This window comes from Bacillus cereus group sp. N24 (assembly GCF_016483345.1).
Classification (GTDB): Bacteria; Bacillota; Bacilli; order Bacillales; family Bacillaceae_G; genus Bacillus_A; species Bacillus_A toyonensis.
Genome location: NZ_JAEHCA010000001.1, coordinates 567,185 through 593,505 on the forward strand (window position 1 = coordinate 567,185; position 26,321 = coordinate 593,505).

Sequence of the window (26,321 nt, forward strand, 5' to 3'; positions counted from 1 at the left end):
TAACTTAAAAATATAGCATTTAATCTAATAGACTAGTACATCCTATTTAACCATTTCACCTACTTTTAACCATTATCCAAAATGAGCTTTTCTATGACAATTAGGACATAGAGCAGTTGCATTTTCCACAGTGTCCTCTCCACCTTCAGATAGCGGAACTACATGATGCACCTCTAAATATGGTGTGCCGTCCTTAGCGCGTTTAAAAGGCGCCTCTTGTCCACATTCTTCACAATATCCATTAGCTCTCTCTAGTATCTCAGCAATCACATCTGGATTTCGTTTATATTGAGTAGTAACCACTTCAACCACTTCTGGTATTTTTTCCGCTTGTTCTAATCGATTTCTACGGTTAGAACTATCAATATTTCGCGATTTCTCCACTCTTATTTCTAGATCACTCTCATATTCATTATTAGTAAGGTTATGTAAAGTTCTATAATGGTCAATCTTTCTCAATTCAAACCACTTAGAGCCGTCCTCTTCTTCAACATGTTTTACGTATTTGAATACACCGTGTAATACACACTTCGTGTCTTCTTTAATATATACATAGATTGGTACATTTGTGTCTTTAGTACTATAAATAGCAGAGTTATCTTGGTACTCTAATTTGAATCTATTGGCTCTATTTTTAAAATAATATTTTAAAACTTCTTTTTCTACTAACCACTCATTTGCATATTTCCCATCTTCTAAAGTAACTTTAATAAAAATAGCGCTTAATTTAGAGGATTTCCCTATTAAATAGATACCTTTTCTATTATCATAATCCCTAGCAAAATTAGAGATGTCCCACGATGTATATGTCTTTCCAATAACAAAATCACTTAATACTGTTACATCATTTAGATGATGCTGAAATTTCTCTTCGAACTCAGAATATATATCTTCATACGTTTTCAATCCTCTACTCCTAAGAGCTGTATAAACTAAGTCTTTTCCTTCTTCAGGGAAATCTGAAAATCTATCCATATAAATTTTCAAATCTCCTATTTTCTTAAAAGTATTAATTCTGTCCATGGTACTTCTTACCTTATACTTAATCTCCTTATTAATATCAGGATGATTGAGCACCGGTATACCTACCTCGGATAAAATAAAATCAATTGCATTCTTAATCATATTTTCACTTCCTTAACGAAACAAATATGCGTACAATTCACAAACTATATTTTACCTTAATTTCTCAAAGATAACCATTTACTTTAATAAATACCACAAAAAATAAAAACCTCATCCGCAATTGCAGAAGAGGCTCTCATTTACCTGTCTAGCTATTTTCTTTTCAGCACGTTCTATCATAGATTGTACCGTGCTACATGTAATGTCTAGATATCTAGCAATCTCTCTATATGTTAAACAATATCCTCTAGACATGAGGTATACTTCTTTCTCCCGCTCAGTTAACAATGATAACGCATCTTCTAATCTAATTTTGTCCCATTCACCAATTGCATGTTCTTGCGGATGATTATCCCACTCATATAGATTATCATCCATGCTACGGAAATATCTTTGCATAAGCAACGGATCACACGCTCTTTCCCTCTGATATGCAGCTAACCGTTCAACCCCTCTACGATTCCCCGGTCTTCTCGCCTTTTTCATCCATTCTAAGGAATAAGAAATGTCACTAATCATATCAGTTAGAATCTTTACATCTTCCTCTTTAGCATCTTGCTGCGCTTCTCTCAATTGCCTTAAAGTTGTGTTATATTGTTCAATCAAATCCTGCATAACCTATCCCCTCCTTATAAACAAAAAAGAACACCGTATATAGACTGTACTTATCTACATAACAGTGTTCTTTTATTACTTTCATATTTAATTTCTACGCTTCTCTCACTACACAAGTGAATTCCACTTATACAGTCAGAGAAACGGAAAACCGTTCCTCATAGACACAAATCGGTAAGTGTAGCTGATGCTTCTAATTAGTCTGGTAAAGTTCAAGAGAGAAAAAAAGTGTTGAGGTGCCCCACGCCTCTTTGAACCGAGGAAAGTATGATTAGCAATTGGACATTCGGAAGGAACATCCTCGGCTCAAAGAGAGGTGTAACCCTCTCCCCCGTTGGTCGGACCCTTACTTACGTTTATTCGTGAGTAAACTATAATTAATTGCCCTAGCCCGAGAAATTTAGATAAATCAAGAAACAACATACAGTACCATTTCCGTGGCAGTTCTTATGACACTTTTATAATACATGGATATCCATAATATTTTTTATCTATTTTTTATCTATTTCTTCAAAAATAAATTCCTCTTTCATATTTCTCTCCTCCTCTTGAAAATTACATGTCAAATTTTCAATTAATTTTATATAGATATAATTCAACAAAGGCTTCACTTAATTCTTCATACAACAACTTACTTAATCATAATAAAAAAAGAGAGTCATTAGACTCCCTGGCTTCTAAAGCCCCATAATTGTTTAGTAAAAAAACATCTAAAAGAATGAATAATCATTAAATATTTTTGTCACTAAACCGTCTGGTATTCAATCTCTAATAATTCTCTATACATAGATATATATAGTTCTCTGAATTCCTTATCAAGTTTTTTCAATTCTACTATACTTAAATTTTCTGGATGATCTCCAATTCCATAAGATAGTGCATAATAATCCACTTCAAATTCTTCAAAACTGCTCTCATACATTTTCTGTTCAAAAACCGCTAACATTTCTTCACATTTCCCAGATGTTTTTTCAATACTCTGGATTAATCGTTCTTTCTCATCCACATTGTTTCGGAAAATTTCTTTGACTGATTTTTTTATCTTTTCGATCTCTTTTAAATCTACTTTCACCTCAGAATCTACGTTCCCATCAGTATATAATTCAACAAATTTCCCTGGGTGCAATATTTTAAGTGTTTTGCCATCACTCTTTTCATAAAATTCTTGAACTAGCTCTACCCTAGCACCTAAAACATTTCCTTTGCTATCTTTGTAGACCCAATCTTCTTTGTTGTCAAATGTAATAAAAATAACATCTTCTTTCAATTCACAAATTTGTAACCAAATAATTAAATCACCAAATCTATTAGCTTTCTTTGCTTTATCTCTAAAACCAGGGGGAATCTCTCTTTCAACTCTTTTTTTCCCCTCATCTTCTAAATCTTTCTCACTTAAAGAGATTTCTGGTTCGAAATAAGACTTTCTAATAATTTCTTCATATTTTAAAAGTATAGGATCATGATCCATATATTCACTTAATTTTAATACAAGAGTATTTAGTTCTTCCTTAAAGGCAATACCACTTTCCTTTAAGGTGTTTAATTGATTATTAAATTCTTGTTGTAACTTCACTACCTTTTCTGCATGATTATCCTCTAAAACATTAATAGCCGGTAAAATCTTATCTAATTTTTTAGGTGGTTGAGTATTCTTAATTGAATCTACAGTATTAATAAATTGCTGTAATTCGTTAGTTATATCTTTTATACGCTTAGGTCTATTCTCGTTAAATTCTCGTATAACATAAGAGGGAATCTTTAAACGTTTTTTATTTGCTAGCTCATTTAAAATATTTAATATAGCCTCGAATGTAACCGGTTTTGTTTGGTATGCTGATAATAATACGTTCGTGTCTACTACAATCGTTGCTTTCTCTATCATTTCTTCTAAAGGTTTCGTGTTAATAAATAATTTTTCTAATTCATTATGCATTTATAAATCTCCTTATATTAAAATTAGAATAATTATACCAAATTATAGAAATACCTTCAAAAATTTCTTAGCTTCTCCCTTTTTCTACTTCTAAATCGGTCATAAAAATCTATCCATTATATACTCTTAGCTGTTCAATAGCTAGCTTTTCCGCCTGCTCTTCACTATCTATCAAAGAAAACCCTTGATTAATAGAACTCCAGAACTCATATCCACAATCCTCCATCCACCTATAGACTTCCGTTGTATACAAGCCATCTTTTCGTTTTATTATTTCTACCTTATATTGTTTACTTGGAGAATATAGTTCTCTCACTACTTGTCCCATAATTTGAATTACTCCTTAACATGTTTTTTAGAAAAACAAAGTCTATTTACTTAATTTATAAAATAAATCAGGTATCTTTATAATGCAATTATTAAATTTTATTGATACACTATTATATGGTCTATTACATGAGTGTTAATAGGTAATTTCACTCTTCAACAAATGCCTATATTCTAAACGCACTTTGATTTATCATAAGACATAAATTAATCATAAGAAGGTGTTTATATTGAGAAAACCCCATTTTGGTTTTATCTTGCTATTATTCTTATTTCTTGTTCCAAACATGACATTTGCTGAAAAAGCATCTACTTCCGGTCAGCCTAAAGCTAATCAACCTAAGGAATGGGCGAAAATTGATGATGGCTTATACCAATTCAATTTTACAAAAGATACAAATGAAATGACTGAAGCAGACAAATCCGACCTATTCTTCAAAGAGCTATCTCAATTTAAAAAAGATCATTCAGACGAACGAGTTATAGGCTTTCAATCAAAGGTTTCTGAGGATCCATCTCATTCTATCATTGGATTCACAGTAGCTACAGAGAAAAAAGAAATTAATAAAGCATTTATAACTGCCATTGTTACAGGTATTATTACAGGGCTAATTGGACTTTTAACTTTATGGTATAACCTTAAAAATAATAAAAAAACTCTCTTTGTTGATACAATAACAGCTGAGCGTGTAAAATGGATGGGACAATTACGGGAGCATGTATCAGAATTTCTCACACTTGTAACTTACCACATTGAAAAGAATAAAGACGCTACTCAAAAAGATAAGAGTGAATATGTGGATAATGTCTTTCGATTGGCTGCAAAAATTAAATTACATTTAAACTATCTAGATAGAAAAGATCAAAAAATTATTAAAATCGTAGACGAGTTTACAAATGATATAAAAAAAATATTTGAAACAGCTTCTCTTGGGGATCCACTTGAAGATGAAGTTATGAATAAACTTCTTGAGCCAAAACAAGCTGAAATAGATATCGAAACAAAAAAAAGATATAAAAACTTTTCCAAAAAACATAAACGCTCTTTAACGATAGCAGATATGGCAAAAATCGATAAATTTGTCATTAAAGATTATCAAGCATTAGTATTGGATGAAATCAAAAGAGAAGAAGAAGCATTAATAAAAAGAATGGATACCAATCCCCAAAAATTACTTTCAATTACACAAGCTTATTTAAAAGATGAATGGAATCGTGTTAAAGAAGAAGCAGAATCAGGGAATATATCAAAAAAATAGATATAAATAAAAAACAAACGCTATAAAAAGCGTTTGTTTTTTATTTTGACCTAATGTATTTATTAAAGAAGTTAGAGAGTATTGTTTCCTTAGATAAATCCATAAAAAATACTTCGGGTTTTTCCCCTTCACTAAAATTCTTTCTCGCTGTCTCCATGCCACGTATTATTACATACATCCCCCCATAAAAGCCAAGAAATGTTACAGGTTTTATCCCTCCATTTGAAGGTTCATCTAAAAAGGCCCAACCCGTAACAACCACTGTTACTATTCCTAAACCAATTTCAAATAAAGCATACAAAAATAACGTATTTTTATTCTGTTTAAATCTATATAATGTATGCGCTACTTTTAGATATCCATAAGCAAGTATAAATACAATAATAAGGTAAACTATATTTTTAGTTATATCCGAAATTATTTCAGTATTCTTTATGATATAGTAAACATCTTTCATTACTAGTAAATAGAAAACAGAAATGAATATATAAAATACAATCGCCATTACCGCTAAAGTAATTCTTTTAAACTTACTTACTCTAATTTCTTCTTCGGTAGTCTCTTCACTAATCTCCTTACTAATTTCCCCTAAAACTTTTTCTTTTACTTTTTCTTTTATTTCCTCTTTTATTTCTTCCTTTGCTTCTTCTATAACCTCCTCAATTAAATCTTCAATTATTTTTTTATTCATGTTACATTCACAGCTCCATTCTAGTATGACGTAAAAATATAATTCCCTAGAAATTATTACATATTTTAAAATTATTTTATATATATTTAGAAATTTTTAAAAGCGATCACACTTTTTATTCATTTCTTCCGCCTCTATCCCTAATTTATAAGCCAACTCACACAAAGCCTTATTCCTCTTCCTATAATAATCCGGCTGAGACATATTCAATATCCTACACATCTTTATCCAACTAGGCTTCTCTCTCCCAAGATAAGCTAACTCAATAAGCTGCTTATCCCACACATTCAGCTTCTCTACACCTTTTCGTATTTCTTGAATATAGTTGATTCGTTCTAAAACTGTTTTACTCATTCCGATTACCTTACCATCTTGTACACGCTCTACGTCTCTTTCATCTATATTTAATAAAAACAAACGGTACTTTTTCAAAGCTTGAAGCACATTCTTCTTTGTCTGCTCTTTGTTAAGAACAGGTAGGGCAATGTCCAACATACTCTCACTCCTTCACCATTTTCAAAAATGTATCCAACGGCATAACTACCAACCATGGTTTTCTATCAGCCTTAATCGCTAATGCATCTGGCTGTTCACGTTCATCCTCCAACCAGTTATATAACGTCTTGAATCCTTCTTTCCTCGCTTTTACTTCCCATTCAAGACCTAAACCCTTCACATCATTTGAATACCCGTCCATCGCACCAGAGAGCGGTACACGAGCACCACCTATTAAACTAGCAAATTCTCTTTCACGTCTCATTCCTTTATCTCTTTGACTTTTCCCCATTTATTAATCTCCATTTCTTTAAAATGAAATTTTTATAACCTTTTTGCTATCTCGTACACAACGTCCACAGTTACTCCATTACCAGCTTGCTTATACAATTAACTTTTCGATGTAACTGCAGCTGCCTTTTCAAAATATGAATCTTGTATTCCTTGCAAGCGCCATGATTCTCTTTCGGTAAGCCAACGCAACTTATCATCACTCGTTAAGACGGCCTGTTCCCTAGATGTGAGAAGAGTTTGTGCTACTCCCTTACCAACACGCCCTCTTCTCGTTTTCGATTTAGAAAAAGCTAAATTTACCGTGTCACCACGATAAGCAACGTTATATCCCTGTTTTGTAGCTTCACGAACAAACACCTTACCTTCGCAGATACCAATTACACAATCTTTTACTCGATCCAGGTCAACTAAATACTCGTCTGGTGTCTCTCCCTCTAAGATGTGCGACAATGAAAAGTCTCGTTCTGTTCTGAGGAATTCCACACTCGGTTGAGGTGATAGTTTGCCATTCTGCATCATACCCGACTTCATCCAAGCTAGAGAGAATACGGAATAGGTCCCATCCTTTATTAACTCGTAGCAAGTTCTCAACGTTTTCAAAGAGTAATCGAGAGGGTTTTTTAGTTTCATCTGCTTCCCTAATGATTCGTATAACTTCTCTGAAGAGTCCTGATTTTTCTCCTGCCAGTCCTTTTTGTCTTCCGTTCTTTGAAATGTCTTGGCAAGGGAACCCGGCACACCAAATATCTGCTGCTGGTATTCTTGATCCGGTAACATTTCTGATGTCATTTTCAGTCCATTCTCCCTTCGTATCATGTATAGCTTTATAAGTAGCTCTAGCATCCTTATCCCACTCAACCCAACCAATGCATTTATGTCCGGCTTTTTCTAGGCCCATCCGAAACATCCCAATTCCTGCGAATAGATCTATAAAACTAAGATTCATATAGCCACCTCGCTTTCTATTCAAATCTAATAAAAAAGCATTTTTATTTAACTTCTGTTACTTTCCATTTCCGAAAAACTCGTCTACCCACTTTTCAACTCTTACAACTTCTTGCCTTAATTGTTCTGCCAACTCCGCGATTTCTGCTTGAGCACCTTTCCCTTTTCGACGTTTATTGTAGAAATCTAATAGTGCCCTTAAATTGACTGTTAGGACTAAGTTGGTTGTGGCTGCATTTGGCAGTATGCTACGAGCATCCTCAGCAGGAATTCCTAATGTTCTAAGCAGATCATAGTCACTTTGGAGTTTGTACATCATTTCGTTGTAAGCTTTAACTACTTGTTCTCCTTTAGCTTTAATTGTTTCAGGCACTACATAATCAAACCCGCCGATTTTATCATCACTTCCCATGCGTACATACCTTTGAGATTGAACTGAGTAACTGAATCCTACACGGTGACGTGTTAACTGTGTAAGTAATGCTCTACTAACTCCTTCTACTGCAAAGGTATATGTTAGATGCTCCAGTGTTGAAGTATGCCCCGAACCTACAATATGTCTAATGAGCCGATCTACTTCTTTTCCACCTTTTCCATCAGTTGCTTTGCTCTTGAAGTACTTCTCACCCTCTAAAGCTACAATCCTACTAGGTTTATTTGGCGAGTAGCACGTGCGGATTGCTGATAAAGCTATCACCTGCCCATGAGTAGGACCAACCCCTTCCTCTCCAATACCAGATACAAGAGATAAATAATTTACAAATTCCTCAGATAATTGCGTATGTGCTAGTAGCTTTACATCCATATTTAAATTCTCCATTTCTTAATAAAACTCAAATTTGATTAATATCCGTTATCCTGTCTCTCAAAGTTTTCCGCATTCTTCTCCCTATACGAATTAATAACATCCTCATAAGTAAATCCGTACAAATAGCAAATACGAAAGAAGATACCAAACGCTCGTCTCAAATGCCCCATCGTTGTAGTTAAATCTCTGTACTGACACCATGCCCTTTTTGCAGTCAACACATCTTGCATGTACCATTCGAACAGCATATTTACATTGCTAGTATCTTTTCTCATAATTGATTGCATACTGAACGATGGAATAAGTTCATGTCTCCATGTACATTTATCTAATTCAATTACAATGTTCATGAGAAAATGAAGACCATCAATTAACTCTTCTAATAGTCCATTCTTAGGAACTCCAAATCCTGTACTCCACATCTTAAACGCTCGAGTTTCATTCCATGCTTCACTGATTTCCACCAGTAATGCCCGAAACAACATATCCATTTTGTCATTTCCTTTATATCCAATTCGTTTATCCAGTTCTTTTTGCATTTCAAATAGTTCCGTAATATCAAAGTTTTGTTTCTTCTCTTCAGATGTAATCGTGTGTAACTGAATCATTATAAGTTCACTCCAAGTTTTTATTTTAGTAAGAATATAGTCACACTGATTAAAAGCCAGCTAACTAAAATGATCGCCATTTCCTTTTTAAAGCTCACTCTTCTCCCTCCAACATTTCCACTAACTCCTCAAACGAGCATTCGAACAAATCTCGAAGCCCGTCCTTGGATTTATAAATACCTCTATCAATCAGTTGATCTATGATGTGTTGATGCAAAATTACCCCACCATGTCCTCGACACAAAATTGTAATTCCATACTTTTTGCGGGAAAGTAATTTACTGGAGCATCTTTCTCATTAATTGCTACACAGCCTAAAACACCCTCAAATTTATTATCTTCAGTCTGAACAATTACTTTATATAGGACGTCTTCACGTTCACAAATATCACCTAATTTAAACTCGCCCATTTTACGATTCTTCTTATAAAACATCATGAAACGCTCAAACTCTTGTAGTTCTTTATCTGTTGCTTTTCGAAATGTGCTCTCTTGATGTTTTTTGAAGAAACATCCATTTTCATAAAAACGATAGTCACCGACTTTTAGCCCCATTATTAAGTAATACTTTTCTTGTGTTTCTTCTTTTAAAATCCCATACCATTTATCACTTAAACTTTCTATTACAAACATTTCGCCTTCTTCTAAATTCAATGGTTCTATATAATCCACAAACTCATGTTCAAAAAAGAAATTCATACTAATCGCTGATGGTACAATACGCTGACTACTTATTCCCAAAACCTCATGCTTACCTTCTTTTAATGTGTGTGCAAAAAAATCATTCTTTTCTTTAATCCAATTCGTTTTCATTCTTTTCCCTTCGCTTTCTTTAACATTTCTTCAATCCGTTTTCCCGTTGTATTTTTATAGTCCTCACATGACCATTCAGCGTTATTTGTCGGAGATGGTGTAAATACCATCCCCCAACTACTAACGCTTGAAATATGGACATTAGGACGAATTACAGTAATGGTCATATTAGTTCGTCTCCCTTTTAAAAAGGTAATTTTCTTTTCCGCTTATCTCTTGTAAACTTAAACTCAATATGCCTGTATGTATTGAACATACGTGACGTAATACGTTCGTCGTAAGCTTTCATCACAGCTTCACCTGTTAGATTTGTTGTAACGATTGTTTTCTTTCCTTGTCTTCCATCAAAGACTTTAAACAGGACACGATTCACGAATGCAGTTGCCTTCGGATCCGCTGCATCCATATCACCTAGTTCCGCACCTAAGTCATCAATCACTAATAAATCTGCACTAACTAGTAAATTAACAATGCTATGCTCAGACTCCTCAGATTGCCCATTGAACGTAGAACGTATATAGTCAAATAGTTCTGATACAGAAACATAAAGAACCGTCCCTGTGCTATTCTCATTCATTTCATGAGCAATTGAATAGGCAAGATGACTTTTACCAGCACCCACTTTTCCAACTAGAATTAAATTAAACCTCACATCATTCAAGTAATCCTCAAGTGCTCGTTTTGCTAAGGTGTAATTCTTTTCATCCTCTTCACAGTCAGATTTAAAAGTTGAGAATCTAGCAAGCTTAATTGTTTCATCTTTAATCAAACTCTTATCGTAAAACATACTTTTACGTTTTCTCTGTTCCTTCTCATCTCGAAATACATTCATTTCAGCTTCTAACTTTTGATTGTCTTCTGCCAACTTACATACCGGACAAACTACTTCATCATTTATCTTCATGTATCTAACAGTACGTTTACGTTCTTTTTTACAAACCTCACATGTATCAGAAAGGAAGATCATCTTCTTCGAAAGGGTCTTTGCTATATCTGTTACCTTTACTAGAGCCATGTTTTCCTTCCACCTTTCCTTGTTGTAAATAGCCTTCAAACTTTGTACCAAATAATGTTTCTGGTCTTAGATACTTTGCTTGTTCTGTTCTTATCCATTCTTTAGCTTTTGTATCAATCACAGTTTTGAAGTTATCCACAGTGAATCCTTCTACTAATCTAGTTTTAATTAATGTTTGTGTTTTCTTAGATGTTAATCGGTAACTACTACCACACACGTCGTTGAGATAGTTTACTATCTCGACTATATATTCTTTAATCTCTGATGTAGTCTCTGTGTTAGTCTCTGGTATTGGTTTACCCAAATTGGGTACATCCATTTGCCCATTTTGGGTAGACCGTCTACCCAAGTTGGGTACATCGTTTATGGATTCTAACAAACGGAGTTTTTCATAATTAATGGAATACCATTTTGTCTTATCAAACTTAGCTCGATTATAATTGCCTATAACAAGAAGCTGTTCATCTTCTAAATTCTTTACAATACGTCTAATGGTATTCTCACTCCAAAATGGAAATTGTTTAACCCATTCTGCCACACTGTTATATACCCAGTTTCTTTCATCATAAAAATGCTTAGATCTATTTAGCCAATAATGTATTTGTTGTAGAAATATTGCCTCATTTAAACCAATTCTGCTTGCCAGTCCTGGAAGAACAAGTAAGGGTTCTTCATGAATTAATAAATTACTCATCTCTTCACCTTCCTCATAACAACTTCATAATAGAATCCACGGTCACGATCCATCACAAGGCAACCTTTAAACAGATGAGGATTTTCATCATTTCTATGTTTAACTGTTTCTAACACCTTTCGAATAGGAAATAAGTAATCAAACCCTTCATACTCTAAACGACGACAGCGCTTAAGTAATTCAGATAACCTTTTATCACGTAAATACCGAGTACCTAAACTTCTATTCAAAGCTATTGGCATTGAACCATCTCTTACTATCGTTTTCATTTCAGTCACCCACCTATTGTGCTTGCTGTTGCTTTTCTTTCGCTTCGTTTAACCACGATGTTATTGTTTTTTGTAACTGAGATGCTTGTTGCACTGTCATTCCTTTGAAAGATTGAATTCCTAATGACTGTTTTACAGTGTTCTTCGTTTCTTCAAATGACATATTATATACTTCCGACAACTCTCTAATTTGCACATGAATTGCTTTTATTCTTTGTTCATTTGCAACCTCTGCCTGTCTAGGTTGCTCCTGTTGTGGAACGTTATCTAGTTGCTTAGCTGCTTGTTTAGGTTCATCATCATGTGGAATATCTTCACCTGAATAGATGTACAGGCCTAATCCGTGTAGTGCAATAGCTTTTGCTAGGCACCTTTGAATCGACGTGTTTATTTGAAATGATGTAGGTTTTGCGATTGGCTTATTATAGTTATCCAATACAGGATGAATTTGCGAACGTGTGATGTTATTTACCGTTACTTCAACTTCTACAAAATACCCAACTTCTGTTTTCATATAAGGTAATCCATCAAACCTAACAACTTGCCATGTCGCATCAGGATACTTCTTTAGAAGTTGATCTACAGCCCATGACCAACTTAGATAACTAAAACGTCCCTTCTTCTCAACATGTTTACTGACGTCAATAACTGCTAATTCTGCAAAGTAATTTTTAGTTTCACTCATCGGATTCTCACACTCTCACCTTGTTTTAATGAAATACCATCCCACTTCATACCATTCTTAATCGCTAGTAATAATGCTTTTTTATCTACCTTCGGATTCTGCGGAATCATGTATTCTGTTGGAATAACTGCATCCTCTGCAATATCTAAACTTGCTGGATTCTTTTGAATACCTACTGTTATCAATGCACCTTTAATACGTCTTTTATCCACAGCAACCATCTGATGATATAAATAGTCCTTAATATTTTTACAGCTGTTCTCAAAAGATTTACGACGTTCAGCCAAGCGATTCTCTTCTCCTCTAATCACTTCAACTTGGGCTTCAATATTACGAATCAATAACGCTGCACCTTGTACTTTATCTTCAATTGCTTCACTGATTGATTGAAGTGTATCGTTAATTACTTCTGAATCTGCCCCGTCCTCAATCATTTGCTGTAATTGATTGAAGTTACTTGTTAATTCGTACAGTTTCATAGTTTTATATCCTCCTAAAACGGCATACTGCCATACGGTTTATTAGTTAATATGGTAATCACATAATCTATATCTAACTTTCTACAGGTATCTGCTTCCTGTGCGGATATAAGTTTCAAGCTACTTACAGCCTTTTCAACCTGTTTTTTTAGTAATTGGTTTTCTATTGTCTCTTCCATGTAATCACCCCATGTGATATACTGACCTCGAATTTGTTTTTTATTGGGAACCCATTGCAGTGGGTTTCTTTTTATTTACATAAAACCTTTTGAATAACATCTTCTTTAATGCCAACCTCTCGCATACGTTCTATAACATGCTGAACTCTATCATTTTCTTTCTTTTTAAATATCAATTCCTTTAATTGCTTATCACACTCTTTTGCCTTTTCCCCACATACTTCATACTCTTTACAAGTCTCATAGAATTCTTTTGTTTTACCCTCTACATTTCTCTTACTTGCAATACGAGTTAACAAAAACTGATTCTTTATGTAGTTCTCCTTCTTATTGCGTAATGATTTCGCTAACTCAGCATCCTCGGGTAACACTAAATTTTCAATTCCCACTAGATTCACCTGCCTTTTTAAACAGAGCATTTAAACATACAAACCTATTTTCAATTAATCGACGCTGCTTTTTATTTGGTAATTTATAATGTGCGAGTAGTCTAAGATAATCAGATACCTTTACATTGTTGTAATCAATTGTAAACATCCTTAATCCATCCTTTCTTCTGCCCATTCAACTAAAAATGCTTGTACTTGTTTTGCTGGGAAATACCATTTCTTACCCACTTTGAATTTTGGGAAGCGTGGGTCAAAGAAGAACTGATCTTGAATTGTATTCCACGACATACATACACGTTTTTTAAGCTCTTTAGTATCCCAAAACGCTAACTCAGCATCATACTCTTTAACCTTCTTTTGAATTTCTTCCACACATAATTCCTTCACAACATTTTCATCAACTTGAACATTAAACATAATTATTCCCTCCTTATTTTTTAAACCATTGATTCTGAGACGTTTATAAAGTGCAATTATTTTCTACAAAGAAATCCTGAGAACGCAATTTTGCGTTTTCTAAAAGCTTTTAAATCATCGGCCTCCAACCATTTATAAAATTCAATGCTTCCTCAAAATCCTTCTTCAAAATGTCGCGGTAACTATTCACATTGAATGCATCTTTCAAATTACGCCCTAGTAATCCGAATAGCTTGCGAGTAGAATCATGTACTTCACTATCTACATGACCGTTCTCCCATAAAAAATAGATTCGTTTTGCTTTCGTTTTTTCAATCACTCTTTGCTGTCCGTAATCTACAGTTAATTGCTTTTCAACTACCTGCTCTAATGAAGAAACTCTTTTATTTAAATTACTAGTTCCAGCTGCTAACAACTCTATTTGTCCAAATGTATCCCCAGGAACTTGCATTCTTTTTTCAATATGTTTTTTCATTCTTTTAAACTCTCGTAGAAACTCTATTTTCATTCTCATAGCTTCCGATGTCACATAAGCCATTACAACAATTGCAAATGCATCTTCTGTTAAAAGATATTTTTTATACCACTGTTTGTTTTGAGGATGTTGATACTGGGTCTGCCCAAAGTTGGACTCACCCCAAGTTTGCTCTCCTGCTTCTTTTAATTTCTCTAGTTGCACTTCAATATCACGCACAACATGTTTATGCTCTTTCTCAAACATTTCAGCAATTGTTAAACTATCAGTTACCACCTGTCCATCATTTTCAAAAACTAATACATTATTTTCACTTATTACAGCCAACTCACCCATTATGAAACCTCCTTGTTATTATTTTTCTCAGACCAACAAGCCGCTAGAAAGAACTTAAAGTTCGATTTGTTACTAAAAAAAATATCATCGATATTCATATCAAAAAACTTTGCAATCTTCTTAGCCGTTTCCATTGAAGGCGTTCTTTCTTTTTGATCAATCATTCGAATATATCGTTCAGTAACTCCACAGTAACTTGCAATTTCTTTATATAAGTTTTTTTGTGGGTAGTTTATTTTGTTTTTCATTTAGTCACCTCCAAAAAGAACTATATGTTCTAAATACAGATTACAGAACTTTTTGTTCTATGTCAATGCAAAAAAGAACAATTTGTGCTAAACTTTTTCTAAAGTGAACAATTAGTTCAATTAGAGAGGTGAACAATATGATAGGTCTTAGAATAAAATCTTTACGAAAAAAAGAAAATTTAACACAAAAACAGCTCGCTGAAAAAATCGGAGTATCCCAAAGGATGATAGGCTACTATGAATCAGAAGAAAGATTTCCTCCACATGATGTCCTAAGTAAATTAGCCGATTGTTTTTCAGTTTCTGCTGACTATTTACTAGGACGAGCTGTTACAGACCAACCCAAAGAGCAATTAACACAGAAAGATGGAAAAGACATAGCAAAAAGAATGGAAGAAATAAAAAGAGATCTTCAAGGCGAAGACGGATTAATGTTCTCTGGTGAGCCTATGAGCGAAGAAGCCGTAGAATCTTTATTAGATGCAATGGAATACATCGTGAAACAAACTAAAGTAATCAATAAAAAATACGTTCCTAAGAAATATCGTAGTACTGACGATAACTGATGCGAGCTTAGGAGGGAAAACATTGAAATTCGTCATAAGAGATCTAGTCCAACAACTTTGCACAAAACACAACACGAATAACCCCTATGAGCTTGCAGATTGTTTAAAGATAAATGTACTAACTTGGGATTTACATGAAGAAATAAACGGATTTTATAAATATGAAAAAAGAAATCGTTACATCGTTATTAATAATCATTTGTCTCCATCCATGCAAAGAACTGTTTGTGCACATGAATTAGGACATGCAATCCTACATACTCATGCAAACACACCTTTTCTGCGTAAGAATACATTCTTTTCAGTTGATAAATTAGAAATAGAAGCAAATACGTTTGCTGCGCTTTTGTTAATTGATAAAAAGACCATTCAACCTGGTGATACAAAAGCATGTATAGCATACAAAAATGACATTCCAGTTGAACTGTTAGAATTTTATAAGCCTTACTAAAAGGAGGTGAGACATTTTGATTATTGATTTAAACGCCGAACGAGAAAAAAGAAAGAAACGCACCATCAAACAAGAAGAATTTAAAAAGGTCCCTATCGTTGAGAAAATCCATGTTGTTGATGGTGAAATAATATATGAAGTTTCTGGTTATAAAGAGACTCCTGTGAAGTGGTTGGATGAGTAATCTAGCCACTTTACAATTATAAGGAAAGAGGGAATGTTATAATGGCTAGCTTCAGAAAATTCGGAGATGTTTGGGAATTTCGAGTAAGATTTAAAGACCCTTATACTCAAAAATACAAAGAAAAATCAAAACGTGGATTCAAGACGAAAAAAGAAGCACAACTTGCGGCTGCTGAAGAAGAAAAAAAATTATTAAACGGTTTAGAAGTTGAGATTACTCCTACTTCATTAAAACACTACCTTAGAGACTGGTTAAAATTATTTAAGCAAGACAATGTAAGAAAAAACACTTTTATCTTGCATGAACGTAACATCGAAAAGCATCTCATCCCCTACTTTCAAAACATGAACCTAAAAGAACTAAAACCAATGATGTATCAAAAATTTATTAACTCCCTAACTGATCAGGGGTACAGTAAACGAACAGTCCAAATTATTCACGGTACAATGAGCAATGCTATGAAAAAAGCTGTCAGCTTAAAAAAAATCGAAAGCAATCCTTGTGAAGAAGTAGTTATTTCAAATAAGAACAATAAAGAAAGAGAAGGGTTAAAATATATGCGAAGTGAAGACATTCCCCTTTTCTTAAAGACTTCTTATCAATACAACTATATTTATTACATCTTTTTCAAGGCGCTTCTGAATACTGGTATGCGAAAAGGTGAAGCTGCTGCTTTACAATGGAAAGACATAAATTTAAAAGAACATACTATTTCTATTTCTAAAACATTGGATTTTACGGCTAAAACAAAAGAAGAATTATTCGGAGATACAAAAACATTTACTTCTAAACGTACTATCATGATTCCTAAATCATTAGTTGATGAGCTACTCGAACATAAAAAGTGGCAAAATGCTAATAAGCTTGTTTTACAAGATGCATATGAACATGAATTAGATTTGGTCTTTTCAAGAGTAGATGGAAATTTCTTGCCGAAGTCAACATTGTTCAATGCATTCTCACGCATACTTAAGAAAGCAAATTTACCTAGACTAGAAATACACTCATTACGACACACCCACGCGGTTCTTTTATTAGAGTCTGGTGCAAGTATGAAATACATTCAAGATCGACTAGGACATAAGAGTATAGAAATCACTGCTAACGTTTACTCTCATATTAGCGATAAAATTAATAAAGATTCCATTTCGGGGTTTGAAGCTTATATGAATAACGTATTGGGGTAAGTTTGATTTTTTTGTGGGTGTTTTGTGGGTGGATTACTCTTCTTTAAAATAAAAGTGTTTTACCCACAAAATAAAAAAACCCTCAACACGTTGTGTGTCAAGGGTTTGAGCCTCTTAGTATAGAGACATATATTGGTCGCGTTCCCATTGGTGAACTTGTGTGCGGAAGATATCCCACTCAATCTCTTTTGCTTCGATGAAGTGCTCAAGTAAATGTTCTCCTAGTGCACTGCATACTACTTCATTAGATTGTAATGTAACTAACGCTTGCGCTAATGTTGCTGGTAAGTCAACGATACCTGCTTCTTCGCGCTCTTCTTTTGTCATTACATAGATGTTACGGTCTACTGCAGCTGGTGGAGTTAATTTATTTTTAATTCCGTCAAGACCTGCAGCTAATAATGTAGCCATTACTAAATATGGGTTTGCAGCTGGGTCAACACTACGTACTTCTACGCGTGTACTAATACCACGAGATGCAGGGATACGTACTAATGGGCTACGGTTTTGTGCAGACCATGCTACGTAACAAGGAGCTTCATATCCAGGTACTAAACGTTTGTAAGAGTTTACAGTTGGGTTTGCTACCGCTGTAAATGCTGGTGCATGTTTTAAAATACCTGCGATAAAGTGACGAGCATCATCACTTAATTGTAAATCACCGTTTTGATCGAAGAATACGTTCTCACCATTTTTAAATAATGATAAGTTACAGTGCATACCTGAACCGTTCACACCGTATAATGGTTTTGGCATAAATGTTGCATGTAAACCATGTTTACGAGCAATTGTTTTTACAACAAGTTTGAATGTTTGAATGTCATCACATGAGCGAATTGCATTTGCATATTTAAAGTCAATTTCGTGTTGACCTGGTGCAACTTCATGGTGAGACGCTTCAATTTCAAAGCCCATTTCTTCAAGCTCAAGAACGATATCACGACGACAGTTTTCCCCTAGATCCATCGGCGCAAGGTCGAAGTATCCACCGTTATCGTTTAATTCTAATGTTGGATTTCCTTTTTCATCAACTTTGAATAGGAAGAATTCTGGCTCTGGTCCAAGATTGAAATCTGAGAATCCTAAAGCTTCCATTTCTTTTAATACACGTTTTAAATTGTTACGTGGATCTCCGTCAAATGGAGCACCATCTGCAGTATAAATATCACAGATTAAACGAGCTACTTTACCTTTTTCAGCTGTCCAAGGGAAAATTACCCAAGTATCTAAATCCGGATATAAATACATATCAGATTCTTCAATACGTACAAAACCTTCAATAGAAGATCCATCAAACATCATTTTGTTATCAAGAGCTTTTGTTAATTGGCTCACTGGAATTTCTACGTTTTTAATTACTCCTAAAAGGTCCGTAAATTGCAGACGGATATACTTTACATTCTCTTCTTTCGCCAAACGGAAAATATCTTCTTTTGTGTACCTAGCCATTATAAATTCCTCCTTAGTCCCTCTAAACACCTTCAGAATCAGTTATCTTTAGTGAAAAAACCTTGAAATGTCACCTTGTCGCAATGAAGTTCGATTAAATCTACCTGTATGTTGTAGTTCATCTCGAAGTATTTTGCGAAGCTCCGTTTTGGAAATTTCTTTCGTTTCTTCTTTTACTTTCACTGCTTCTGTTTGATTTTCTTTCATTAGTAACACTTGCTTAATACCAGCCATATTTAAGCCTTGATCTAATAAATCTTTAATCTCTAACAACTTATCTACATCGTTAAATGAAAATAATCTACGATTCCCCTTTGTACGGGTTGGAGAAACAAGATTATGCTCTTCATAGTAGCGAATTTGACGTGCAGACAATTGTGTTAAATCCATAACAATACCAATAGGAAACAGCGGGGCAGAACGTCTATCTTCTTTCATTGTTTCAGTTCCTCCTTCGCCTTAACTGCTTCTCATTTTATATTATGTTATGTTTAGTGTCAATAGATGTTAGCTTTTCTTACATGATTTTTTAAAGTTTTTTTTCATTCTTTTTTCTAATGGCACAAATCATTACTTTTACACGAAAAAAGCTGCCGAAATCGACAGCTTCCCTTTAAGAAATTGTTAATAATTTTTTTTCAATTAACGCATCAATCGCAGAACAAATTGCAATCTTCACATGAGAATACGTTAATCCCCCCTGTACATAAGCAACGTAAGGCGGACGAATTGGGCCATCAGCCGACAATTCAATACTTGCACCTTGAATAAACGTTCCCGCAGCCATAATTACATCATCTTCATAACCCGGCATATAGTTTGCGTACGGAGTGAAATGAGAATTAATCGGAGATGCATATTGAATCGCTTGACAAAAGGCAATCATACGATCTTTATCATCGAATTGAACAGATTGAATTAAGTCCGTTCTTGACGCATTCCACGCTGGTGACGTGTTCATTCCTAACTTTTCTAAAAATGCCGCTGTAAAGATTGCACCTTTTAGTGCTTGTCCCGCTACATGCGGCGCTAAGAAGAACCCTTGGTACATTTCTTGTAAACTGTATAAAGATGCCCCTGCTTCAGCACCAATCCCTGGAGATGTTAAACGATATGCACATGCTTCAACATATTGTTCTTTCCCAACAATGTAACCACCAGTTTTAACGATTCCACCGCCTGGGTTTTTAATAAGCGAGCCCGCCATTAAATCTGCACCTACATGGCACGGCTCTTGTTCTTCAATAAACTCGCCATAACAGTTGTCAACAAATACAACTACATCAGGTTTAATTTCCTTAACAAACGAAATCATCTCTTTAATTTGAGAAATAGTAAACGACGGACGAGTAGCATATCCCTTTGAGCGCTGAATACCAATCATCTTCGTATTACTATGAATCGCAGCCGCAACAGCTTCAAAGTCCACAAGCCCCTCTTCCGTTAACGAAACTGCGTTATAACCGATATTATATTCTTTAAATGACCCTACACCTTTTCCGCGTACACCAACGATTTCTTCTAACGTATCATACGGTTTCCCCGTTATGTACAGTAGCTCATCTCCCGGACGTAAAATACCAAATAAAGCTGTTGAAATCGCATGAGTCCCCGAAATAATTTGCGGACGAACAAGACCCGCTTCCGCTCCAAATACATCAGCATACACTTTTTCTAATGTGTCACGACCAATATCGTCATATCCATAGCCAGTCGTTGGAATAAAATGCGAGTCACTAATTTTATGTTTACGAAAACTTTCTAATACACGAAATTGATTACTTTCAATCACTTCATCTGCACGTTTATGCACTTCTGTAATTTGACTTTCTACTTCTTTTACAATAGGAGCCATTTTTTCTCCATTTTTTAAACGATCAAACATTATCATTTTCTCCTTCTTCCACTAAAAATCTCTTTAACTGCCCATTATATGGCGAATAGGCAAATATATATCCTGTACAATTATATACAAATTTATCTTCCAGAAATTCCATCTTTGTTAATAGAGTTTCCGTCTTTAATAACGTTAACAACTTACCTTCACTCGGAGGAATCTCCACTTGATATGGATCCATTTCTTCCTTCATTTTCGTTTCTATCGCTTCTTTTATATGTAATAAATCGCTTTCTTCAAAAGCACTTGTCATTAAGAAGTCGCTTTTCGGAAACGGAATAAAATTTTGATGTAATGCATCTTTTTTATTGTATAACGTAATAATCGGAATATGATGAATTTCAAGTTCTGACAATAACTTCTTTACCGTTTTCTCATGCCCTACATAGTTTGGATCTGCAGAATCAACAACATGTAAAATAACATCTGCTTCACCAGCTTCTTCTAGTGTTGAACGAAAAGCTGCAATTAACGACGTAGGTAAATCTTGTATAAAACCAACCGTATCAGTTAGCAACACTGTATAACCAGAAGGTAACGGCATCTTCCTTGTTGTCGGATCTAACGTTGCAAACAATAAGTTTTCTTCAAACGTATCCGCTTCCGTTAATCTATTAAATAGCGTCGATTTCCCTGCATTTGTATATCCTATTAATGAAACTTGAAATACTTTATTGTCTTTTCTTCTCTCACGGTATCTTTTTCGATGTTCCACAACAACCGCAAGTTGTTTCTTTATTTCATCAATACGCGATCGAATATGACGACGATCCGTCTCAAGTTTCGTCTCACCCGGCCCTCTTGTTCCAATACCACCACCAAGACGTGATAAAGACAAACCTTGCCCCATTAGACGCGGCATTGTATATTGCAACTGAGCTAACTCCACTTGAAGCTTACCCTCTCTCGACTTCGCACGTTGCGCAAAAATATCTAATATGAGTTGCGTTCGATCGATTACTCTTGCATCTAATACTGAGGATAAATTCCGAATTTGACTCGGCGTTAACTCGTTATTAAATATAATAACATCCGGCTCTAATTCTTCCGTTAACATTGTAAGCTCTTCTAATTTACCTTTACCTATATAAGTCACTGGATGAAACTTCGGTCGTTTTTGCGTTGTTGACACTAACACTTTCGCTCGCGCAGTCTTTGCTAACGATGCAAGTTCTTTCATGGAATGCATAAACTGTTCATCGTCATCTTGCTGTAATTGACAGCCTACTAATATGACTTTTTCTTTTTCTTCCATCAAATATGTTCACTCATCCTTTTCGAAATTTAAACCTTCTAATATAATAGCAGAGGAAGCACATTTCATCTAGTTAGCGGGGGAGAAAATTCATGGCATGGGAGATTTTTAGCATCATAGGCACAATCGCATTCGCACTAAGCGGAGCCATTGTTGCAATGGAAGAGGATTATGACATTTTCGGGGTGTATATTTTAGGAATGGCAACCGCATTTGGGGGAGGTGCCCTTCGTAATTTACTAATCGGTTATCCGATTGTCGCGTTTTGGCAACAAGACATGTTATTCCAAATCGCACTTTTATCAATGACAATTATTTTTCTTTTTCCAAATAAATTAATTAGACATTGGAAAAAATGGGAAAACATCACTGACGCTATCGGCTTATCAGCATTCGCCGTACAAGGGGCATTATATGCTCAAAAACTAAATTTACCCATTAGCGCTACAATCGTAGCAGCTGTTTTAACCGGTATTGGTGGCGGTATTATTCGCGATCTTTTAGCCCGTAGAAAACCTCTCGTCCTTCGAGCTGAAGTATATGCTTTTTGGACGATTCTAGCAGGCTTCTTAATTGGGGCTCAAATTATTGTTAGTGATTGGGCTCTTTACACCTTATTCATTTTAATTGTTTGCTTCCGCATGCTTTCTATTCATTACAAATGGCATTTACCGCATCGACGTATCGACACAAACGAACGTTCAATGCATAAATAGCAATTCTAACCTCTTTACATATCGTAAAGAGGTTTTTCTTTTCTAACGATTTTTTCTTTACTTAATGTTTATACTAATTTTTAAAGTGAGGTGAATACAAATGACAAACCACGTTAATAAAGGAGCTCAAAAAAGCTCAGTAAACCAATTTGGGCACGATTCTAATTCAGCACACGAAAAGAGCGCTAAAATGGAACGCTTCCATAAATCTCACCAAGAAAAAGAAAAAAAAGAATAAACAAACATATGCACAAAAAAAACAGACGCACAGTTTATGTACTGTGCGTCTCCTCTTCCAACATTAAATCAACACTTGATATTCCAATTAAATCATACTTATCATACGTATCTTCTTGCAACAACCGCATAGCCTGTGTACGAATCGATTTTTCAACAATATTCCGCACGTATCGCCCATTACTAAACGATGTAATTTGCGACGAATACTTTACAGCATGTAAATGATCTCTAAATTTCCATTCCGCTTCCTTTGATAACTGGTATTCACGCTCTTCATACATTCTCTTCCCAATTTCCAACAACTGGTTTACCGAATAATCCGCAAACTCAATAATAAACGGAAAACGAGATTGCAGTCCTGGATTTAATGAAAGGAAGTGATTCATCTCTCTTGAATACCCAGCCAAAATCAATACAAAACCATGTTGTTTATCCTCCATATGCTTTACGAGCGTATCAATTGCTTCCTTCCCAAAATCCTTCTCTCCACCTCGAGCTAAAGAATACGCCTCATCAATAAACAAAATACCTCCCATTGCTTTTTTTATTAAATCTCTTGTTTTTTGAGCCGTATGGCCAATGTATTCTCCTACAAGATCAGCACGTTCCGCTTCAACTAAATGCCCTTTTGATAGAATATTCATCTCAAACAACAATTTCCCTATCATTCTAGCAACAGTTGTCTTTCCTGTACCTGGATTTCCTTTAAACAACATATGGAGTACTTGCTTCTCAGATTTCAATCCCATTTCTTGTCTTTTTTCATTTACATAAATCCAAGCATATATTTCTTTTATTATCTTTTTTATATCATCCATCCCAACGAGTTTCCCCATCTCTTCTTCAATTCTTTGCAGCATCTCATGTTTAATTGTAGTTTCATTTGAAATTTCCGTTTTATTTTCTGATGCTGGTAAAGAAATTTTCTTTCGATGGTTTAACACAATATTAATTTGATTATTATTTTTCTTTCGCATCGATTGTTCCATACAATCACCTCATTTTATCCCGCAATTTGCAGGCAGTAAGACTCCCACCTCAAAATTCAGCAAATGCGAGGAAGTTAGGCGGGGGATAGCTGCCCGTAAATGCCCGATTGTTGTGGGCTGATAATCAGCGGAGGATGAACACCCCTCCACTGATTAAAGTTTCACTTTATCCACTCAACACATATTATTATTCCCGTCCTTCTTACAAATGCCTATTTTCAGAAAAGTTTGCTATAATATAAGAAATAATTAAGGTGGTGGAACTATGGAGACAACGGAATTCCATGATACAATACAAGCCTTTTCTATTTTTTTATTGAATAAAGGCCGAAAAACCTCAACCATTAAACGTTATGTTTATGACATTGAAGATTTCGGACATTGGTTAGAAAAAAACAAAAAGCTCCCTTCCAGTAATATATGGGCTACACTTTGTACAAAAGACTACGAAGATTACTTTTCTGACTTAAAAACGAATCGACACTACTCAGAAAAGACGATGCATCGTGTATTTATTGTACTAAATAGAATGAATCATTTCCTAAACATCCCTAATCCATTAAAGAATATGGAAATTTCTATTCAACCAGATCGCGCACTACGAAATGGAGATTTTATTTCATCTAATGAAGAAAAAAAATTAAAGCGTATCGTCACTTCATTGGAAGGACTCTCAGAAAAACAACGTCCTGTACGACCTTTATTGATGGATCGTAATATCACTATTTTAAACCTATTAATTGACTACGGTTTATCCCTACAAGAGCTTACAGCACTAACTATGTATCACGTTCACTTTGAAACTAATACATTATCTATCCCAGCAACCGCAGGAGTAGAAAGAACGATTACATTAACAAAAGAAGACAAAAAGCAATTATACACATACTACAAAAGCATCCCTGAACCCGTTCGTCCAAAATACCATAGTAATGACCCACTGTTTGTCGCATTCGATTTTAATCGTGGAACATACAGATGGGTATACGAAAATGATTCACCGAAGGGATTAACAGAAATCGCTATCCAAAAAATGATTCGCCTTGAAGTAGCTAGAGCTAATTTACGCAAAGGAATCTCAGGACAACACTTTCGTAACACCTATATTTTAAACTTAATAAAAAAAGAAACGCCGGAATCAGAAATTATAAAACTAGCTGGATTCAAATCAAAAGTTTCACTAAAACGATATTATAAATACGCAGAAAATAGAAAAAACGCCTTATTGTAAGGCGTTTTTTCTATTTTTTCTTTAAACAAACGATTTTATTATGACCATTTAACTAATTTTTGCATCTACTATGATGAGTTTCATTCACATTCTCATTAGAAAGGAGCGATTTAATGTCTCGTTATGACGACAGTCAAAACAAATTCTCCAAACCATGCTTTCCAAGTAGTGCCGGACGAATCTCAAACACACCATCCATCCCAATTTCTAAAGCACAAATTAGAACATTTCGAGCGATTATTAACGATTTAATTAAAATAATTCCAAAACTTTTCGCTAATCCATCCCCTAAAAACATCGAAGATTTAATTGATACATTAAACCTACTAAGTAAGTTCATCTGTTCGCTAGACGCTACTTCCTCCCTGAAAGCGCAAGGATTAGCTATTATAAAAAACTTAATAACTATATTAAGAAATCCAACCTTCGTAGCAAGTGCTGTATTTGTTGAACTCCAAATTTTAATTAATTATTTACTTTACATTACAAAGTTATTCCGAATCGATCATTGTACACTCCAAGAACTCCTTAAATTAATTGCAGAGTTACAAACTACTCTAGTTAATTCAGCTTCGTTCGGCAGAGGGCCTACTGGACCTACTGGACCTCGAGGTAACACGGGCGCTACTGGTGCTACTGGACCTACTGGACCTCGAGGTAACACGGGCGCTACCGGTGCTACTGGACCTACTGGACCTACTGGACCTCGAGGTAACACGGGCGCTACCGGTGCTACTGGACCTACTGGACCTCGAGGTAACACAGGTGCTACTGGTGCTACCGGTGCCACGGGACCTCAAGGTGTTCAAGGTAACACTGGTGCTACTGGCGCTACTGGACCTCAAGGTGTTCAAGGTAACACTGGTGCTACTGGTGCTACCGGTGCCACGGGCGCTACTGGACCTCAAGGTGCTCAAGGTAACACTGGTGCTACCGGTGCCACGGGACCTCAAGGTGTTCAAGGTAACACTGGTGCTACCGGTGCCACGGGCGCTACTGGACCTCAAGGTGCTCAAGGTAACACCTGTCTCTTATACACATCTGACGCTGCCGACGA

General features: G+C 35.1%; 38 protein-coding genes. 8 read left to right on the top strand and 30 right to left on the bottom strand.

Annotated elements, in window-relative coordinates; all coding sequences use genetic code 11:
- Positions 1 to 72: 72 nt before the first annotated feature.
- The 4 genes from JDS95_RS02805 to JDS95_RS02820 form a co-directional block, all read right to left on the bottom strand.
- A complete protein-coding gene (locus JDS95_RS02805; RefSeq protein WP_199690253.1) occupies positions 73 to 1,125 on the bottom strand; it encodes an HNH endonuclease in 1,053 nt (350 codons plus the stop codon).
- Between the two features lie 111 nt (positions 1,126 to 1,236).
- Entirely contained in the window at positions 1,237 to 1,740 is a 504-nt protein-coding gene (locus JDS95_RS02810; protein WP_199690254.1) for a sigma-70 family RNA polymerase sigma factor, read from the bottom strand.
- A gap of 745 nt (positions 1,741 to 2,485) precedes the next feature.
- On the bottom strand, positions 2,486 to 3,673 hold the full coding sequence (locus JDS95_RS02815; protein WP_000551391.1) for a PIN-like domain-containing protein: 1,188 nt from the start codon (positions 3,671 to 3,673) through the stop codon (positions 2,486 to 2,488).
- A gap of 109 nt (positions 3,674 to 3,782) precedes the next feature.
- Positions 3,783 to 4,001, bottom strand: coding sequence for a hypothetical protein (locus JDS95_RS02820; RefSeq protein WP_199690255.1), 219 nt, complete (start codon positions 3,999 to 4,001; stop codon positions 3,783 to 3,785).
- A gap of 229 nt (positions 4,002 to 4,230) precedes the next feature.
- Between JDS95_RS02820 and JDS95_RS02825 the strand changes: the two genes are divergently transcribed.
- Positions 4,231 to 5,259, top strand: a complete 1,029-nt coding sequence (locus JDS95_RS02825) for a hypothetical protein (RefSeq protein ID WP_199690257.1) — start codon at positions 4,231 to 4,233, stop codon at positions 5,257 to 5,259.
- Positions 5,260 to 5,299: 40 nt separating this feature from the next.
- Here JDS95_RS02825 and JDS95_RS02830 read toward each other — a convergent pair whose 3' ends face one another.
- The 21 genes from JDS95_RS02830 to JDS95_RS02930 all read right to left on the bottom strand — a co-directional run bounded on the left by JDS95_RS02830 (position 5,300) and on the right by JDS95_RS02930 (position 15,099).
- Positions 5,300 to 5,950 carry a hypothetical protein gene (locus tag JDS95_RS02830; RefSeq protein WP_098834999.1) on the bottom strand — a complete coding sequence of 217 codons (651 nt, stop codon included), beginning with the start codon at positions 5,948 to 5,950 and terminating at the stop codon, positions 5,300 to 5,302.
- 96 nt (positions 5,951 to 6,046) lie between these two features.
- Positions 6,047 to 6,445, bottom strand: a complete 399-nt coding sequence (locus tag JDS95_RS02835; RefSeq protein ID WP_199690259.1) for an ArpU family phage packaging/lysis transcriptional regulator — start codon at positions 6,443 to 6,445, stop codon at positions 6,047 to 6,049.
- 4 nt (positions 6,446 to 6,449) lie between these two features.
- Complete coding sequence (locus tag JDS95_RS02840; RefSeq protein WP_000520472.1) at positions 6,450 to 6,737, bottom strand: hypothetical protein; 288 nt, start codon at positions 6,735 to 6,737, stop codon at positions 6,450 to 6,452.
- A 98-nt stretch (positions 6,738 to 6,835) separates the two neighbouring features.
- Positions 6,836 to 7,189: a DNA methyltransferase gene (locus JDS95_RS02845; RefSeq protein ID WP_242474163.1), complete on the bottom strand. Its 354-nt coding sequence runs from the start codon at positions 7,187 to 7,189 to the stop codon at positions 6,836 to 6,838.
- The gene (locus JDS95_RS02850) at positions 7,143 to 7,685 is read right to left on the bottom strand and encodes a DNA cytosine methyltransferase (protein WP_199690261.1); all 543 of its coding nucleotides are present in this window, start codon (positions 7,683 to 7,685) and stop codon (positions 7,143 to 7,145) included. The genes JDS95_RS02845 and JDS95_RS02850 overlap by 47 nt, the downstream gene beginning before the upstream one ends.
- A gap of 57 nt (positions 7,686 to 7,742) precedes the next feature.
- Positions 7,743 to 8,489 carry an FAD-dependent thymidylate synthase gene (gene thyX / locus JDS95_RS02855; RefSeq protein WP_199690263.1) on the bottom strand — a complete coding sequence of 249 codons (747 nt, stop codon included), beginning with the start codon at positions 8,487 to 8,489 and terminating at the stop codon, positions 7,743 to 7,745.
- A gap of 38 nt (positions 8,490 to 8,527) precedes the next feature.
- Positions 8,528 to 9,100: a dUTP diphosphatase gene (locus JDS95_RS02860; protein ID WP_098115900.1), complete on the bottom strand. Its 573-nt coding sequence runs from the start codon at positions 9,098 to 9,100 to the stop codon at positions 8,528 to 8,530.
- A 94-nt stretch (positions 9,101 to 9,194) separates the two neighbouring features.
- Positions 9,195 to 9,344, bottom strand: coding sequence for a Fur-regulated basic protein FbpA (locus tag JDS95_RS02865; RefSeq protein WP_306472375.1), 150 nt, complete (start codon positions 9,342 to 9,344; stop codon positions 9,195 to 9,197).
- Positions 9,320 to 9,913 (bottom strand): hypothetical protein, encoded by a 594-nt coding sequence (locus tag JDS95_RS02870; RefSeq protein WP_199690265.1) that lies wholly within the window; start codon positions 9,911 to 9,913, stop codon positions 9,320 to 9,322. The genes JDS95_RS02865 and JDS95_RS02870 overlap by 25 nt, the downstream gene beginning before the upstream one ends.
- A complete protein-coding gene (locus JDS95_RS02875) occupies positions 9,910 to 10,080 on the bottom strand; it encodes a hypothetical protein (RefSeq protein ID WP_088065475.1) in 171 nt (56 codons plus the stop codon). The genes JDS95_RS02870 and JDS95_RS02875 overlap by 4 nt, the downstream gene beginning before the upstream one ends.
- 17 nt (positions 10,081 to 10,097) lie before the next feature.
- Positions 10,098 to 10,928, bottom strand: a complete 831-nt coding sequence (locus JDS95_RS02880; RefSeq protein ID WP_044810256.1) for an ATP-binding protein — start codon at positions 10,926 to 10,928, stop codon at positions 10,098 to 10,100.
- On the bottom strand, positions 10,864 to 11,622 hold the full coding sequence (locus JDS95_RS02885) for a conserved phage C-terminal domain-containing protein (protein ID WP_199690266.1): 759 nt from the start codon (positions 11,620 to 11,622) through the stop codon (positions 10,864 to 10,866). The genes JDS95_RS02880 and JDS95_RS02885 overlap by 65 nt, the downstream gene beginning before the upstream one ends.
- Complete coding sequence (locus tag JDS95_RS02890) at positions 11,619 to 11,891, bottom strand: hypothetical protein (RefSeq protein ID WP_061689871.1); 273 nt, start codon at positions 11,889 to 11,891, stop codon at positions 11,619 to 11,621. Before JDS95_RS02890 ends, JDS95_RS02885 begins: the two co-directional genes overlap by 4 nt.
- A gap of 13 nt (positions 11,892 to 11,904) precedes the next feature.
- Positions 11,905 to 12,576, bottom strand: a complete 672-nt coding sequence (locus JDS95_RS02895) for a DUF1071 domain-containing protein (protein ID WP_199690267.1) — start codon at positions 12,574 to 12,576, stop codon at positions 11,905 to 11,907.
- Positions 12,573 to 13,055, bottom strand: coding sequence for a siphovirus Gp157 family protein (locus JDS95_RS02900; protein WP_199690268.1), 483 nt, complete (start codon positions 13,053 to 13,055; stop codon positions 12,573 to 12,575). Before JDS95_RS02900 ends, JDS95_RS02895 begins: the two co-directional genes overlap by 4 nt.
- Positions 13,056 to 13,069: 14 nt before the next feature.
- Positions 13,070 to 13,234 (bottom strand): hypothetical protein, encoded by a 165-nt coding sequence (locus tag JDS95_RS02905; RefSeq protein WP_000393080.1) that lies wholly within the window; start codon positions 13,232 to 13,234, stop codon positions 13,070 to 13,072.
- Between the two features lie 71 nt (positions 13,235 to 13,305).
- Positions 13,306 to 13,623 (bottom strand): hypothetical protein, encoded by a 318-nt coding sequence (locus JDS95_RS02910; RefSeq protein ID WP_044810261.1) that lies wholly within the window; start codon positions 13,621 to 13,623, stop codon positions 13,306 to 13,308.
- Positions 13,613 to 13,798, bottom strand: coding sequence for a hypothetical protein (locus tag JDS95_RS02915; RefSeq protein WP_044810263.1), 186 nt, complete (start codon positions 13,796 to 13,798; stop codon positions 13,613 to 13,615). Before JDS95_RS02915 ends, JDS95_RS02910 begins: the two co-directional genes overlap by 11 nt.
- Complete coding sequence (locus JDS95_RS02920) at positions 13,774 to 14,040, bottom strand: hypothetical protein (protein WP_000483549.1); 267 nt, start codon at positions 14,038 to 14,040, stop codon at positions 13,774 to 13,776. The genes JDS95_RS02915 and JDS95_RS02920 overlap by 25 nt, the downstream gene beginning before the upstream one ends.
- Before the next feature lie 109 nt (positions 14,041 to 14,149).
- On the bottom strand, positions 14,150 to 14,851 hold the full coding sequence (locus JDS95_RS02925; RefSeq protein WP_044810264.1) for a Rha family transcriptional regulator: 702 nt from the start codon (positions 14,849 to 14,851) through the stop codon (positions 14,150 to 14,152).
- A complete protein-coding gene (locus JDS95_RS02930) occupies positions 14,851 to 15,099 on the bottom strand; it encodes a helix-turn-helix transcriptional regulator (RefSeq protein WP_012261508.1) in 249 nt (82 codons plus the stop codon). Before JDS95_RS02930 ends, JDS95_RS02925 begins: the two co-directional genes overlap by 1 nt.
- A 137-nt stretch (positions 15,100 to 15,236) precedes the next feature.
- On the opposite strand from JDS95_RS02930, the gene JDS95_RS02935 reads away from it, so the two are divergent.
- Genes JDS95_RS02935 through JDS95_RS02950 form a run of 4 tightly spaced genes read left to right on the top strand, consistent with a single transcriptional unit; the run spans position 15,237 to position 17,487 of the window.
- Complete coding sequence (locus JDS95_RS02935) at positions 15,237 to 15,665, top strand: helix-turn-helix domain-containing protein (protein WP_012261509.1); 429 nt, start codon at positions 15,237 to 15,239, stop codon at positions 15,663 to 15,665.
- Between the two features lie 22 nt (positions 15,666 to 15,687).
- Complete coding sequence (locus JDS95_RS02940) at positions 15,688 to 16,116, top strand: ImmA/IrrE family metallo-endopeptidase (RefSeq protein ID WP_199690269.1); 429 nt, start codon at positions 15,688 to 15,690, stop codon at positions 16,114 to 16,116.
- 16 nt (positions 16,117 to 16,132) lie between these two features.
- Positions 16,133 to 16,300: a hypothetical protein gene (locus JDS95_RS02945; protein WP_199690270.1), complete on the top strand. Its 168-nt coding sequence runs from the start codon at positions 16,133 to 16,135 to the stop codon at positions 16,298 to 16,300.
- A 41-nt stretch (positions 16,301 to 16,341) separates the two neighbouring features.
- Positions 16,342 to 17,487 carry a tyrosine-type recombinase/integrase gene (locus JDS95_RS02950; protein ID WP_199690271.1) on the top strand — a complete coding sequence of 382 codons (1,146 nt, stop codon included), beginning with the start codon at positions 16,342 to 16,344 and terminating at the stop codon, positions 17,485 to 17,487.
- A gap of 114 nt (positions 17,488 to 17,601) precedes the next feature.
- Here JDS95_RS02950 and glnA read toward each other — a convergent pair whose 3' ends face one another.
- The 4 genes from glnA to hflX all read right to left on the bottom strand — a co-directional run bounded on the left by glnA (position 17,602) and on the right by hflX (position 22,088).
- Complete coding sequence (glnA, locus tag JDS95_RS02955) at positions 17,602 to 18,936, bottom strand: type I glutamate--ammonia ligase (RefSeq protein WP_000135333.1); 1,335 nt, start codon at positions 18,934 to 18,936, stop codon at positions 17,602 to 17,604.
- 48 nt (positions 18,937 to 18,984) lie between these two features.
- A complete protein-coding gene (gene glnR, locus JDS95_RS02960) occupies positions 18,985 to 19,374 on the bottom strand; it encodes a transcriptional repressor GlnR (protein ID WP_000656783.1) in 390 nt (129 codons plus the stop codon).
- 175 nt (positions 19,375 to 19,549) lie between these two features.
- Positions 19,550 to 20,821: a methionine gamma-lyase family protein gene (locus JDS95_RS02965; RefSeq protein WP_000460316.1), complete on the bottom strand. Its 1,272-nt coding sequence runs from the start codon at positions 20,819 to 20,821 to the stop codon at positions 19,550 to 19,552.
- Positions 20,814 to 22,088: a GTPase HflX gene (gene hflX, locus JDS95_RS02970; protein ID WP_000391422.1), complete on the bottom strand. Its 1,275-nt coding sequence runs from the start codon at positions 22,086 to 22,088 to the stop codon at positions 20,814 to 20,816. The genes JDS95_RS02965 and hflX overlap by 8 nt, the downstream gene beginning before the upstream one ends.
- Before the next feature lie 92 nt (positions 22,089 to 22,180).
- Between hflX and JDS95_RS02975 the strand changes: the two genes are divergently transcribed.
- The gene (locus JDS95_RS02975) at positions 22,181 to 22,804 is read left to right on the top strand and encodes a trimeric intracellular cation channel family protein (protein WP_000312269.1); all 624 of its coding nucleotides are present in this window, start codon (positions 22,181 to 22,183) and stop codon (positions 22,802 to 22,804) included.
- Positions 22,805 to 22,904: 100 nt separating this feature from the next.
- Positions 22,905 to 23,042: a hypothetical protein gene (locus tag JDS95_RS02980; RefSeq protein WP_000181509.1), complete on the top strand. Its 138-nt coding sequence runs from the start codon at positions 22,905 to 22,907 to the stop codon at positions 23,040 to 23,042.
- 34 nt (positions 23,043 to 23,076) lie between these two features.
- Here JDS95_RS02980 and spoVK read toward each other — a convergent pair whose 3' ends face one another.
- Entirely contained in the window at positions 23,077 to 24,033 is a 957-nt protein-coding gene (spoVK, locus tag JDS95_RS02985) for a stage V sporulation protein K (protein WP_199690273.1), read from the bottom strand.
- A gap of 265 nt (positions 24,034 to 24,298) precedes the next feature.
- Here spoVK and JDS95_RS02990 point away from each other — a divergent pair, with 265 nt between their 5' ends.
- Positions 24,299 to 25,264 carry a tyrosine-type recombinase/integrase gene (locus tag JDS95_RS02990; protein ID WP_085450480.1) on the top strand — a complete coding sequence of 322 codons (966 nt, stop codon included), beginning with the start codon at positions 24,299 to 24,301 and terminating at the stop codon, positions 25,262 to 25,264.
- Positions 25,265 to 26,321: the final 1,057 nt, after the last annotated feature.

Bases quoted from the DNA above. Each gene is read 5' to 3' on its own strand.
- JDS95_RS02890 (WP_061689871.1), bottom strand. From the start codon at position 11,891: ATGAAAACGATAGTAAGAGATGGTTCAATGCCAATAGCTTTGAATAGA.
- glnR (WP_000656783.1), bottom strand. From the start codon at position 19,374: ATGAAAGAAGATAGACGTTCTGCCCCGCTGTTTCCTATTGGTATTGTT.
- JDS95_RS02885 (WP_199690266.1), bottom strand. From the start codon at position 11,622: ATGAGTAATTTATTAATTCATGAAGAACCCTTACTTGTTCTTCCAGGA.
- hflX (WP_000391422.1), bottom strand. From the start codon at position 22,088: ATGGAAGAAAAAGAAAAAGTCATATTAGTAGGCTGTCAATTACAGCAA.
- JDS95_RS02935 (WP_012261509.1), top strand. From the start codon at position 15,237: ATGATAGGTCTTAGAATAAAATCTTTACGAAAAAAAGAAAATTTAACA.
- JDS95_RS02880 (WP_044810256.1), bottom strand. From the start codon at position 10,928: ATGGCTCTAGTAAAGGTAACAGATATAGCAAAGACCCTTTCGAAGAAG.
- JDS95_RS02950 (WP_199690271.1), top strand. From the start codon at position 16,342: ATGGCTAGCTTCAGAAAATTCGGAGATGTTTGGGAATTTCGAGTAAGA.
- JDS95_RS02905 (WP_000393080.1), bottom strand. From the start codon at position 13,234: ATGGAAGAGACAATAGAAAACCAATTACTAAAAAAACAGGTTGAAAAG.
- JDS95_RS02875 (WP_088065475.1), bottom strand. From the start codon at position 10,080: ATGACCATTACTGTAATTCGTCCTAATGTCCATATTTCAAGCGTTAGT.
- JDS95_RS02850 (WP_199690261.1), bottom strand. From the start codon at position 7,685: ATGAATCTTAGTTTTATAGATCTATTCGCAGGAATTGGGATGTTTCGG.
- JDS95_RS02980 (WP_000181509.1), top strand. From the start codon at position 22,905: ATGACAAACCACGTTAATAAAGGAGCTCAAAAAAGCTCAGTAAACCAA.
- JDS95_RS02895 (WP_199690267.1), bottom strand. From the start codon at position 12,576: ATGAGTGAAACTAAAAATTACTTTGCAGAATTAGCAGTTATTGACGTC.
- JDS95_RS02900 (WP_199690268.1), bottom strand. From the start codon at position 13,055: ATGAAACTGTACGAATTAACAAGTAACTTCAATCAATTACAGCAAATG.
- JDS95_RS02925 (WP_044810264.1), bottom strand. From the start codon at position 14,851: ATGGGTGAGTTGGCTGTAATAAGTGAAAATAATGTATTAGTTTTTGAA.
- JDS95_RS02930 (WP_012261508.1), bottom strand. From the start codon at position 15,099: ATGAAAAACAAAATAAACTACCCACAAAAAAACTTATATAAAGAAATT.
- JDS95_RS02920 (WP_000483549.1), bottom strand. From the start codon at position 14,040: ATGTTTAATGTTCAAGTTGATGAAAATGTTGTGAAGGAATTATGTGTG.
- JDS95_RS02820 (WP_199690255.1), bottom strand. From the start codon at position 4,001: ATGGGACAAGTAGTGAGAGAACTATATTCTCCAAGTAAACAATATAAG.
- JDS95_RS02870 (WP_199690265.1), bottom strand. From the start codon at position 9,913: ATGAAAACGAATTGGATTAAAGAAAAGAATGATTTTTTTGCACACACA.
- JDS95_RS02840 (WP_000520472.1), bottom strand. From the start codon at position 6,737: ATGGGGAAAAGTCAAAGAGATAAAGGAATGAGACGTGAAAGAGAATTT.
- JDS95_RS02830 (WP_098834999.1), bottom strand. From the start codon at position 5,950: ATGAATAAAAAAATAATTGAAGATTTAATTGAGGAGGTTATAGAAGAA.
- JDS95_RS02965 (WP_000460316.1), bottom strand. From the start codon at position 20,821: ATGTTTGATCGTTTAAAAAATGGAGAAAAAATGGCTCCTATTGTAAAA.
- JDS95_RS02915 (WP_044810263.1), bottom strand. From the start codon at position 13,798: ATGGGCAGAAGAAAGGATGGATTAAGGATGTTTACAATTGATTACAAC.
- glnA (WP_000135333.1), bottom strand. From the start codon at position 18,936: ATGGCTAGGTACACAAAAGAAGATATTTTCCGTTTGGCGAAAGAAGAG.
- JDS95_RS02805 (WP_199690253.1), bottom strand. From the start codon at position 1,125: ATGATTAAGAATGCAATTGATTTTATTTTATCCGAGGTAGGTATACCG.
- JDS95_RS02990 (WP_085450480.1), top strand. From the start codon at position 24,299: ATGGAGACAACGGAATTCCATGATACAATACAAGCCTTTTCTATTTTT.
- thyX (WP_199690263.1), bottom strand. From the start codon at position 8,489: ATGGATGTAAAGCTACTAGCACATACGCAATTATCTGAGGAATTTGTA.
- JDS95_RS02815 (WP_000551391.1), bottom strand. From the start codon at position 3,673: ATGCATAATGAATTAGAAAAATTATTTATTAACACGAAACCTTTAGAA.
- JDS95_RS02975 (WP_000312269.1), top strand. From the start codon at position 22,181: ATGGCATGGGAGATTTTTAGCATCATAGGCACAATCGCATTCGCACTA.
- JDS95_RS02860 (WP_098115900.1), bottom strand. From the start codon at position 9,100: ATGATTCAGTTACACACGATTACATCTGAAGAGAAGAAACAAAACTTT.
- spoVK (WP_199690273.1), bottom strand. From the start codon at position 24,033: ATGGAACAATCGATGCGAAAGAAAAATAATAATCAAATTAATATTGTG.
- JDS95_RS02810 (WP_199690254.1), bottom strand. From the start codon at position 1,740: ATGCAGGATTTGATTGAACAATATAACACAACTTTAAGGCAATTGAGA.
- JDS95_RS02835 (WP_199690259.1), bottom strand. From the start codon at position 6,445: ATGTTGGACATTGCCCTACCTGTTCTTAACAAAGAGCAGACAAAGAAG.